Here is a 10,792-nt window from a genome sequence, read left to right as displayed (position 1 = left end):
CGCCGCGCATCTCCTGCGCGCGGCCGATCCGGCGCGCATCGCCAGGGTCAGCGCGGACGGCGGGATCGCGTGGCGTTCGGTGCGGTTTCGCGCAGAATGCCTGTGCCGCGCGCCGTCGTGCCCATCTCCGCCAGGAACCGCGACGGCGCCCGCTCGCCGCGCCCCGCCGTCCGTGCCCACGACAGCTCCAGCGTGCGCGCAGCCCGCGTGACCCCGACGTAGGCCAGACGCCGTTCCTCATCGACGGCCTCGAACGTCGTGGCGTAGGAGATGGGCAGAGACCCCTCCGCCCATCCGGCCAGGTACACGTGCGGCCACTCCAGGCCCTTCGCGGCATGCAGCGTCGACAGCGTCACCGTCCGCATCGTCGGCTCGTGCTGATCCTTCGCGCGGGCCATGAGCTCGTCGCTGAAGGATCGCAGGGTCGTCTCCGGCCCCGCTTCCTCCGCGAGACGGAGGATCGCACGCCGTGCCTCCCACCCGTCGCGCTGGGCTCCCCCGGCCGCCGGAGGCTCCTCGGTGAGTCCCAGCTCGCGCAGCACCCGTCGCACCCCGGGCAGGAATCCGTGCTCGGTCGGCGCCACCGCCGCCGCACGGAGCGCGAGGATCGCCTGGCGCACCTCCGGCATGGCGAAGAACCGCGTGCCGCCGAGCACCGAGGTGGCGATGCCCGCGGCGGCGAGCGCCTGCTGGAGCACCGCGGACTGCGCATGGGCGCGATACAGCACGGCGATCTCCGCCGGGGACGCGCCCCCGGCGATCCGTGCCGCGACGCCGGCGGCGATGCCCGCGGCCTCCTCGGCCTCCGTGTCGTACGCGGTGACCGTCGGCGGCTCCGCCGTGAACTGCTCCCGGGCCGGGACCAGCTCCAGCGCGCCGGGCCTGCCGTGCATCAAGGCGTTCGCCGCCGTCAGGATGGGGGCCTGGGACCGGTAGTTCGTCTCGAGACGGATGACGGTCGCGTCGGGGTGCCGCCGCTCGAACTCGAGCAGGAAGCGCTGCTCCGCCCCGGCGAACGAGTAGATCGTCTGGCTGGCGTCGCCGACCACGCAGATGTCGTGCCGATCGCCCAGCCAGAGCTCCAGGAGCCGGTTCTGGAGCGGCGACACGTCCTGGAACTCGTCGACGGTGAAGTGCCGGTACTGCTCGTGGACGGCGGCCGCGACCCGGGGCTCGGTCTCCAGCATCCCCGCGCAGGCGAGCAGCACGTCCTCGAAGTCGAGTTGATGACGCTCGTCCTTGAGCGCCTCATAGCCGCGCATCAGCTCCACGAGCTGCGTGGGGTCGATCCCGCTGATCGGCCGACCGAGCTCGGCGTACCGGTCGATCGAGATCATCGAGACCTTCCGCCACTCGATCTCCGCGGCGATGTCGCGCAGGGTCGCCGTGCTCGGACGCAGGCGGATGGCATCGGCGGCCTGGCCCAGCAGGCGCACCTTGTTGTCGATGATCGACGGCGCGGGCGCACCGGCCAGGGTGGGCCAGAAGAAGTTGAGCTGCGCGAGGGCCGCCGCGTGGAAGGTGCGGGCGGCCACGCCCTCGACGCCGAGCGCACGGAGGCGGCCGCGGAGCTCGCCGGCGGCCTTCGCGGTGAACGTGACCGCCATCACGCGCGACGGCGAGTAGGCACCCGTGTCCACGCCGTGCGCGATGCGATGCGTGATGACCCTGGTCTTGCCCGTCCCGGCCCCCGCGAGCACCGCCACCGGGCCCCGCAGGACCGAGGCCGCCGCTCGCTGCCGCTCGTCGAGGGCATCGAGTGCGCTCACGGGCGCTCCTCGAACCAGTCGACGATGAGGGCCCGCGCGATCGAGGCCGGCCCCGGGAGTCCGACCGGACCGTTCCCCGCGAGCGCGGAGCCGATCTCCGTCCGCGTGAACCACCGGACGTCGATGATCTCCTCGCCGTCCGGGCGCGCCGCCGCGTCGTCCTCGACGACCGCCCGGAAGCCGACCATGAGCGACCGCGGGAACGGCCACGGCTGCGAGGAGACGTAGCGGAGGGCCGACAGCCGCACGCCGGACTCCTCCTCGATCTCCCGGTGCACGGTGGCTTCGAGGGACTCGCCCGCCTCGGTGAAACCCGCGAAGCAGGAGTACATGCGTCCGCCCCAGTTGGCGTTGGCGCCGAGCAGCAGCCGCTCGCCGTCCGCGCTCTCGACGGCGACGATCACGGCGGGATCGGTCCGCGGGAAGTGCTCGCGCCCGCACACCAGGCACCGTCGAGACCAGCCCGCGTTGCGCAGCTCCGTCCCTCCGCCGCAGGTGGGGCAGAACGGGGCGTCGCGGAGCCAGCCGGCCAGGGCGACGGCGGCGACCAGGACCTCGGACTCCCCCGCGTCCAGGCGCCCGCCGAGGTCGCGGAGCCCGAGCCAGATCTCGTCGGGCGCGGTGTCGAGGGCATCGGTCTCCGGCGGCAGCGCGGCGAGCAGGAGCGCCGCGCCGTCGGCATCCCGGCCGAGCAGCGCCCATGTCCCGTCCGCGACCTCGTCCGGCGAGACGCGCAGCAGCGCGGAGGCCGCCACGCGCACACGTCCCTCCCGGACGACGACGACGCGCGAGCCCGCGTCGTCGCGCAGACGCTCGAGCACGCCCTCCTCCTCGCGGAGTTCGGCGGCGCGGTCGAAGAACGGGCGCGGAATGCTCATCGACTCCCCCTTTCACGGGCGTGGCGGAGGCGGGACCGCCCCTGAGCCGACCTACCCTGGGGGCATGGGACGCTCTCCATTCACTCTAGCCGCGGCGGTGACGGCCGCACTTCCCGGCGCGGAGGTCACGGGCACCCGGGCGCTCACCGCGGACGGCGACGGGCGCTTCGACTCCGCCGTCGCCTCGCTCGCCGACGGCCGGGAACTCGCGATCCGCGTGGCTGACGACGATGACGCGGCGCGGGAGCTGGCGGCGGAGGCCCTGGCGCTGCGCGCCCTCACCGACGGTGCGCGTGCCATGCTGCCGTTCCGCGCCCCCGGCTACATCGGCGAGACCAGGGTGGGCGAAGGGCGTGCGCTCGTGACCGAGCTGCTCCCCGGCTTCCAGATCGAGGCGTCGATGGTGCCCGCCGGACGCGGCGCGGCGGAATCCATGGGAGCCGCGATCGCCGCCGTGCACGGGCTGCCGACGTCGGTCGTCCGCGGCGCCGGGCTCGTGATGCGCAGCGCCGAGGAGAGCCGCGCCGAGCTGGAGCGCCTCGTCGACACCGCGGCCGCCACCGGACACGTCCCTGCCCGCCTCACCGTGCGGTGGCGGGACGCCGTAGCCGACGACGACCTCTGGCGCTTCGAGTCGACCGTCGTGCTCGGCGGCGTGCAGGCGACGTCCTTCCTCTTCGACGACCACCCCGAGCGCGGCCCCGAGGTCACCGGCGTGATCGGCTGGCACGGTCTCGCGGTCGGCGATCCGGCACTCGATCTCTCCTGGCTGTCCGCGGCTCCCGACGCGGCGGCCGACGTGCACGGCGCCTACGCCCGTGCCATGGACCGCACTCCCGATGCCGGGCTCGAGGTCCGCGCGCGTCTGCTCGCCGAGCTGGAGTTCGCGCGCTGGCTCGTCCACGGCGACGCGCTGCGGCGCGAGGACATCGTGGAGGACGCTGCGGCGCTGCTCGAGGCTCTCGCCGACGGCCTCCGCCATGACGACCTCGGCGTGCCCGGCGACCGACGTTCGGACGTGGACTCCGCCATGGACGCGCTCGACCGCGTGCCGGTGGCGGCCGCCCCCGAGGTGGACACCTCGATGCAGACCGACGCCTACAACCCCGAAGAACTCTGGGCGGCGGAGGCGGACGACGCCGACCGCGACGCCCCGGCGGCGGCGTCGACGGACGCGGAGAAGCCCGCGGATGCACCGTCGCAGCCGGACGCGGAACGCCGCGCCGCGGTGGCGAGCATCGAGACCGAAGACCTCTCCGGCGTCGCCCAGGCGTTCGCCGAGACGCGCGGGAGCGGACGAGCTGAGCACTCCGCCCCCTCGTCCTCCCCCGCAGCCGACGACGACTCCGAGGAGGCTCAGCGCGCGGCGCGGGCAGCGCTCCAGCGCTGGAAGAGCTCCTCCTCCGAGTAGACGCGATCCCCGCGGATGACGAGGTCGTCGGCCACGTAGTACAGCGCCACGTCGATCTCCTCCAGCGGGACACCGAACCGTCGGTGGTACGCGAGCCGATAGAGGGCGAGCTGCAGCATGCGCTCCTCGCGCTCCTGCGGCGTCCGCGGCGCGCGCCCGGTCTTCCAGTCCACGATCTCGATCCGTCCGCCGCGGTCGGCGCGTCGGTACACCGCATCGAGCTTGCAGATCACGATGTGCGCGTCCGCGGCGCCGGCACCCGTCCCCGGAAGGCCGGCGCCCAGCGCGAAGTCGATCTCGATCTCCACGGCGAGGGGCTGCAGCGGCCCCCACTCGCTCCGCTCGAAGGTCTCCTGCAGCGCCGCGAGGTCGGCGGCATCCGCCGCTGCCCCTGACCCCGGAGCGCCCGGCACGCTTTCGCCCTCCGGCTCGTCCTCGTCGATCTCCCAGAGCGCCTCATCGACCCGGGTCCCGACGCCGACGAGCTCGGAGCGCTGCTCCACCCACGCGTGGAACAGGGTCCCCAGACGGGTCTGGCGGTACGGACGCTCCGGCATCGGACGCACGAGCGAGGACAGGGTGCCGGTGTAATCCGTGACGTAGTCCTTGAACCGGGAGGCGGGAACGCGGGTGGGAGCCTCGGCGTCCGTTCCGCGCTGGCGGGCCGCCCGCTCATCGAGGAGCCGGCGCAGCTCCTCCGTCGGAACGGCGGCGTCGTCGTGCAGGGCCTCCTCGACGAGCGCGGCCGCGGCGGTCACCACGGCACGCCTCCCGCCGAGGGGATCGAGCGGCCAGTGGAGCGTGGCCCCGGGACCGTCGTACGGGTTCTCGTCGGGATCGACCGGCGGGACCTCGTCGAGGCCGAGGACGTCGATGGCCTCGAGGAGGTACGGGCTCGGTGTGCGCGGCGCCTTCTGGCCCGCCCAGTGGGCTCCGCTGAGCAGAAGATCGCTCTTGGCGCGGGTGATCGCCACGTAGGCGAGGCGACGCTCCTCCTGGCGCTGATACTCCCGGTAGGCGTCCTTGAAGCGCTTGAGCGCGCCACCGTGCGGATTCGCCTTCGTCACACCGCCCGACAGCGACGCCTGGGCGCGCTTCTGCCGCATGCCGGGGTCGGTCTCCCCCTCCATCGCCTCCTCCGGATCCCAGACGAAGCGCGGGAGCGCATCGCGGTCTCCGCGCAGCGCGAAGGGAACGACGCCGAAGCCGAACCAGCCGGAGGTGTCGGACACGCGTCCCGGCAGCTCGTCGACGACGAGGCGCACGACGGCGACCGCGTCCCACTCCAAGCCCTTCGACCCGTGGATCGTGAGCAGTTGCACGACGCCGGGCTCCGGCGGCTCCGGACGCGGCATCAGCTCGTCGGTGCTCTCGGCCTTGTCGAGCCAGGCCAGCAGACTGCCGATCGTGCCGCGCTCGTCGGCGGCGAGGAACGCGCGCACCTCGTCGGCGAACGCCCGCAGCTGGGTCGCTGCGACGCGCGCGGGGCCTCGGGTCTCGTTGGCGGCGAGCTCGATGTCCAGCCGCAGCTCCAGCTCGATGAGCCGGATGAGCTCCGGGATGGGCTGGGACGACGCGCGACGCAGACGCTCCAGCATCTCCCCCGCCGCGCGGATCCGGGCGCGGCCCTCCGGCGTGATCCCCTCCAGCAGGCGGTAGTCGTCCCGGACCGCGCGCACGATGTCGACCGCGTCCACGATGGAGACGGCCTCGTCGGCACCGCGGGAGGAGCGGAGCCGCACCCTGACCTCCTCGGGCAGGGGCATGAGGGCGGTGTCGCGCTCCGCGAGTGCGCGCCCCAGCTCGTAGAGCGCCGCCATGTCCGCCACCCCGACGCCGAAGCGCGGGCCGGTGAGGAGCCGGATCAGCGCCGAGCCCGCCGTCGGATCGTGCACCACCCGCAGGGTCGATACGACGTCGACGACCTCGGGCGTGGCGAGCAGGCCGCCCAGACCGAGGATGCGATGCGGGATGCCCCGCGCGGCGAGCGCGCCGGCGAAGGTCTGCATGTGGCGCTTGGACCGGAACAGGATGGCGCCGGTGTGCGGGGAGGCCGAGGTCGCGTCGTGGGCGGCGCGGCGTTCGGCGAACCAGGCCGCGACCTCGGCGGCCTCGTCGTCGACGGTGAAGGGGTAGCGCACGGCGACCGTGCCCTCCCCCGCGCCCGGCCGCGGCTCCAGCGGCGGCACATCGAGTCCGGGGCGCTGCAGAGGTTCGAGCACCCGGTTGGCGACGTCGAGGATCCTCCGATCGTTGCGCCAGCTCGTCATGAGGCTGTAGGTGCGCACGCCGCCTGCACTCGAGAACGACCGGGGGAACGCGTAGAGGTTGTCGGCGCTGGCCCCGCGCCAGCCGTAGATCGACTGATGCGGATCGCCGACGGCCATGACGGCCGTGTCGCGGAACAGCTCCGCGAGGAAGCGCGTCTGGATCACGGAGGTGTCCTGATACTCGTCGAGCAGCACCACACGGTGCTGCTCGCGCAGCTCGGCGCGGACGTCCGGCGCGGACTCGACGATGTCGTACGCGCCGGAGACCTGGTCGGCGAAGTCGAGCACGCCGCGGCGATCCTTCTCGGCGATGTAGTCCCGCACGAGGCGGGTCAGGGTCGGGAGGGTACGCAGGTTGACCGCCGCCTTCTCGACGTCGGCGTGGGAGCGGTAGGGCTCGAACGCCGCGGCCTGCGCCGCGGCGAGGCGCTCCGCCTCCGCGAGGTCGACGCGGTGGTCGAGGGCCTCGCCGGCGAGCCGCTGCACGGCGTCGATGACCGTCCCCAGGGCGTAGTCGACCTCCTCCAGTTCCGGCAGGTCGCTGCGGAGCACGACCTCCCGCGCCAGCATCCAGGAGGCCGCTTGGCTCAGCATCGCCACATCCGGATCCCGGCCGATGCGGGCGGCGTGCTCGCGGACGATGCCGTCCGCGAAGGCGTTGTAGGTCGACACGCGCGGGCGGATGAGGAGGTCGTCGGCGGTGCGGACCGCCGGCTCTCCGCCCGTGCCGTGCTGCCGGGCGAGGTCGTCGAGGACCTGCGCGCGCACGAGCTCCCGCTGGCGCCCCGGCGCGGCGTCCGCCACCCGGCGCAGCGCTCCTCCGGCGACGATCTCCGGGAGGTGCGGGAGCAGACCCCGCCGCCCGTACTCGTCGACGACGGCGAGGCGGGCGCCGATGCGCTCCGCCAGCTCCCCCGCCGCCTTGCGCGTGAACGTGAGTCCGAGGACCTCGTCCCGGCGGACGAGCCCGTTCGCGACGAGCCAGACGACCCGGGCCGACATGGTCTCCGTCTTGCCGCTGCCGGCTCCGGCGACGACGAGGGCGGGCTCGAGCGGGGCCTCGATCACCTGCTGCTGGGCGGGCGTCGGGGTCGGGAGTCCGAGCGCGGCGGCGATATCGGTCGCCGAGAGCACGGCGTCCGCGGGTCCTGCGGTCATGCGCTCACCGCCGGCACGGTGTGGATGCGGCACGGATGCACCCGGCGCTGGGTGTCGGCGCAGTGCGCCTCGACCTGAGCCGTGAAGCTCGCCGCCGACATGCCGCGGGCGACCTCCGCGACCCGGCGCAGGAACTGCGATCGGGCCTCGGCGTCCAGAGCATGCTGATGCGCGACGCGGTAGTCGCTCTTGGCCAGCGTCTTCGAGACGATGACGAGCCGCGCGCCCCCGAGCGAGCCCGGCGCGGCACCGGGCACGAGACCCTCCTGCACCGCGATCTGATACGCCGCGAGCTGGGCGTGCTCGACGACGCCGCCGTCCGACTCCGGATCGGTCTTCCCGGTCTTGAGGTCGACGACCACCGTGGTCCCCTCCGGCCCGCCGGCCATCGTCTGCCAGCCGCGGCCGCGCGCCGGGCCGTGTTCGCCGGCACCGGGCGGGTACGCCTCGACCCGGTCGATGTAGCCGTGCACGATGGCACGGTGCCCACGATCCTCTCCCACCGGGTGCACCGTGGGCTCGGCGGTCGCACCGGACACGTCGACGGCGAACCGGAACTCCACCTCGCTGCCGAGGACGCGCCCGCCGTCTCTCCTCACCTCGCCGAGGTAGCTGTGCAGCCGGTCGACGAACAGGTCGGCGCGGCGGCGCTCCTTGCGTCCGATCCACGCCGTCTCGAAGTCGAGTTCCGGCCAGTGCTCCTCGACGATCTCCCGCATGCGCGCGAGATCGCCGTCCGGTACGCGCTCCATCGCCTCGTGGACGATCGTGCCGATACCGGCCGTCGGCGGCATGACCGTATCGCCCCCGAGGGCCGAGACGACCCAGTTGAGCCCGCACTCCTCATACGACTCCACGGCCGAGGGCGACACCCGTGCGCCGTTCGCGGCGAGATCGCGGAGCGGTGCCGCGGTCGACGGCGCCGTCACTCCGTACCAGTCGTGCGGATGCGCACCGGGCACCCCCTCCCTGGCCAGGACGGCGAGCTGGGCGGCGGCCTCGCGCCGCGCCGGCTCGGCGGGAGCCGTGGTGAGCACGCGACGGTGCCGCGCGACGAGCCCGCGCAGCGTGAGGGGGTGTTCCGCCGAGGCATGGCGCTCCGGCGGCTCCGGCGGCGGCAGGAATCCGAAGAACGCGCTGGGCGACAGGTCGTCGTCGTCCACGGCGGTGATGAGCAGTCGATGGCGCGCCCGGGAGAGCGCCCGCACGAACAGGCGCAGCTCGTCGTGCAGAGCGGCGCGACGCCGGTCGAGCACGCCGGGCACCTCCGCCGGCAGGCCAGAGCGCGCCGCGATCAGCGCGTCGGCGAGCCGCCAGGTCTGGAGCAGCCCGCCCCGCAGCCGCACGTTGGGCCACACGCCGTCCTGCACCCCGGCGACGACCACGGCGTCGAACTCCGTGCCGAGCGCTGTGGCCGGCGTGAGCAGCGTCACCGTGCCCGGCCGCTCGGGCGACGACAGCGTGTCCTCCGGCACCTCGCTGTCGAGGATGTCGCGCACGAAGACCTCGGGACGCTCGTTCGGGGTGCGCTCGACGAAGCGCTTGGCCGCGTCGAAGAGGGCCACGAGGGCGTCGAGCGACCGCGCCGTCTCGGCGCCGGTGGGCAGCAGCGAGATCTCCCGCCACGCGACGTGCAGCCGCCGCCCGTCGACGGCCCTGGCCTGCTCCCAGATGCGCCACAGGAGGTCGTGGATCGTCTCGCCCTCCGCCGCTGCACGGGCGACGCCGGCGACCGTCTCGGCGAAGCGCTCGGCGGTCCGCGACTCCGGCGCATCGATGAGCGTGAGGGTGGCCGGCGCCGACATCGCCGCGCGCAGCAGCTCGCGCGCCGGGGTCGACCCGCCCTGCCCGAGCTCGAGGTGGCGGAGCCGCGCGCGCAGCCGCCGCAGCGCGATCGCATCCATGCCGCCGAACGGTGTGCGCAGCGCCTCCTCCCAGGCCTGCACCGTGCGCTCGTCGTCCGGGGTCAGCGCGAGCCGGACGATGCCGACGATGTCGCGCACGATCCCCTCGCTGCCGAGCGGGCGCTGCACACCGGCGGCCCTCGTCGGGATCTCGCGCGCGGCGAGCTCGGTCTCGAGGGCTGTGACCTGACGGGTGTCATGGGCGATGACCGCCATCCGCTCCCACGGGATCCCGGCGCGGAGATGCCAGTCGCGCATGACCCCGGCGATGCGGTCGAACTCCTCGTAGGGCGACGGGGCGAGGAAGGTCGACACCTCGGCCTCGTCGTCCTCCGCCGCCGGTGCCGGCGCCCGCCGGTGCTCGACCCGTCCTGACGCCCCGATCGCCTGCGTCACCGTGCGCGTCAGCGCGGTCAGCAGGGGGCGCTGCCGGTGCGCGCCGTCGAGCACGTGCACGGTGCCGAGCGCGCCGGTGAGCTGCGCGAACAGCTCGGGACTGGCCCCGCGGAAGGCACCGGAGGAGATGTCGGGATCGCCGAACGCCTGCACCGCGACGCCCCGCTCCCGGAGCGCGCGCACCACGCCGATCCCGCCGCGCGTGAGCTCCTGGGCGTCGTCGATGAGCACCACCCGCAGGGGTGCGAGCGGTCCGAGGGTGGCGCCGTCGGCGGTGCGGAGGATCCCCGCCGCCTCGCTGAGGAGGTCGGCGGTGTCACGGTGCGCGGCCCGCAGGGCGTCGAGCACCGCGCGGTACTCCTCCACGAAGTCGGCGGCCGCCGTCCACACCGCGTCGCCCGTGGCGCGCAGCTCCGCCGGGCTCGCCCCCAGCTCCGTGCATTCCGCGAGGAAGGCGCGCAGCTCGGAGCGGAAGCCCTTCGAGGCGCGGACCGGCTCGCTGAGCGCCGGAGGCCAGGAGATGCGGGCGTCCTCGGCATCTCCGGCCAGCAGTTCGGCGATGATGCGATCCTGGTCGGCGCCGGTGAGCAGCGCCGGCGGCTCGGCGCCTTCGCGGACCATCGCCCCGCGGACCAGCTGGAACGCGAACGACCCGAGCGAGCGTGCCAGTGGCCCTGGCGTCGCCTGGCCGATGCGCACGCCGATCCGGTCGCGCAGCGCGGTGGCCGCCTGCCGGCTCGGGGTGAGCGCCAGCACCTCCTCCGGACGCAGCCCCTCGACCTCGAGGAGCTGCACGACCCGGTCGACGAGCGTGCGCGTCTTACCCGTGCCGGGGGCGCCGATCACGACGCCGGACGCGGTCGGCGGCGCCGTGATCACAGCTCGCTGCGCGGCATCCGACATCATCCCTCCACGCTATCGGGAGGCGCGGACATCGGCGTCGAGGGCGGGGCTGCTCGCGGGTTGTGCGCTCAGGGCGAAACGGCCCCCGTCACCGGTCTCCACC

Annotated in this window: 5 protein-coding genes; 1 reads left to right on the top strand and 4 read right to left on the bottom strand. The window is 74.2% G+C overall.

The annotated features are described in order from the left end of the window. Positions 1–47: 47 nt before the first annotated feature. Together D8M34_RS15560 and nudC are read right to left on the bottom strand one after the other, a co-directional pair. Positions 48–1,769 carry an ATP-dependent helicase gene (locus D8M34_RS15560; protein ID WP_126894439.1) on the bottom strand — a complete coding sequence of 574 codons (1,722 nt, stop codon included), beginning with the start codon at positions 1,767–1,769 and terminating at the stop codon, positions 48–50. After that, the gene (gene nudC / locus D8M34_RS15555) at positions 1,766–2,647 is read right to left on the bottom strand and encodes an NAD(+) diphosphatase (RefSeq protein ID WP_085606560.1); all 882 of its coding nucleotides are present in this window, start codon (positions 2,645–2,647) and stop codon (positions 1,766–1,768) included. The genes D8M34_RS15560 and nudC overlap by 4 nt, the downstream gene beginning before the upstream one ends. Before the next feature lie 64 nt (positions 2,648–2,711). Here nudC and D8M34_RS15550 point away from each other — a divergent pair, with 64 nt between their 5' ends. Further along, positions 2,712–4,058 carry a hypothetical protein gene (locus tag D8M34_RS15550; RefSeq protein WP_025102977.1) on the top strand — a complete coding sequence of 449 codons (1,347 nt, stop codon included), beginning with the start codon at positions 2,712–2,714 and terminating at the stop codon, positions 4,056–4,058. Here D8M34_RS15550 and D8M34_RS15545 read toward each other — a convergent pair. Both D8M34_RS15545 and D8M34_RS15540 read right to left on the bottom strand, forming a co-directional pair. Beyond that, complete coding sequence (locus D8M34_RS15545; RefSeq protein ID WP_126894438.1) at positions 4,004–7,486, bottom strand: ATP-dependent DNA helicase; 3,483 nt, start codon at positions 7,484–7,486, stop codon at positions 4,004–4,006. The genes D8M34_RS15550 and D8M34_RS15545 overlap by 55 nt on opposite strands. After that, entirely contained in the window at positions 7,483–10,692 is a 3,210-nt protein-coding gene (locus tag D8M34_RS15540; RefSeq protein ID WP_126894437.1) for an ATP-dependent helicase, read from the bottom strand. Before D8M34_RS15540 ends, D8M34_RS15545 begins: the two co-directional genes overlap by 4 nt. Between the last annotated feature and the right edge of the window lie 100 nt (positions 10,693–10,792).

Source organism: Microbacterium sp. HSID17254 (genome assembly GCF_003989315.1).
In the GTDB taxonomy this organism is placed as follows: Bacteria; Actinomycetota; Actinomycetes; order Actinomycetales; family Microbacteriaceae; genus Microbacterium.
This window is presented reverse-complemented; position numbering and strand designations above follow the sequence as displayed.

Coding starts and splice junctions, on each gene's coding strand:
- D8M34_RS15550 (WP_025102977.1), top strand. CDS start 2,712: ATGGGACGCTCTCCATTCACTCTAGCCGCGGCGGTGACGGCCGCACTT.
- nudC (WP_085606560.1), bottom strand. CDS start 2,647: ATGAGCATTCCGCGCCCGTTCTTCGACCGCGCCGCCGAACTCCGCGAG.
- D8M34_RS15545 (WP_126894438.1), bottom strand. CDS start 7,486: ATGACCGCAGGACCCGCGGACGCCGTGCTCTCGGCGACCGATATCGCC.
- D8M34_RS15540 (WP_126894437.1), bottom strand. CDS start 10,692: ATGATGTCGGATGCCGCGCAGCGAGCTGTGATCACGGCGCCGCCGACC.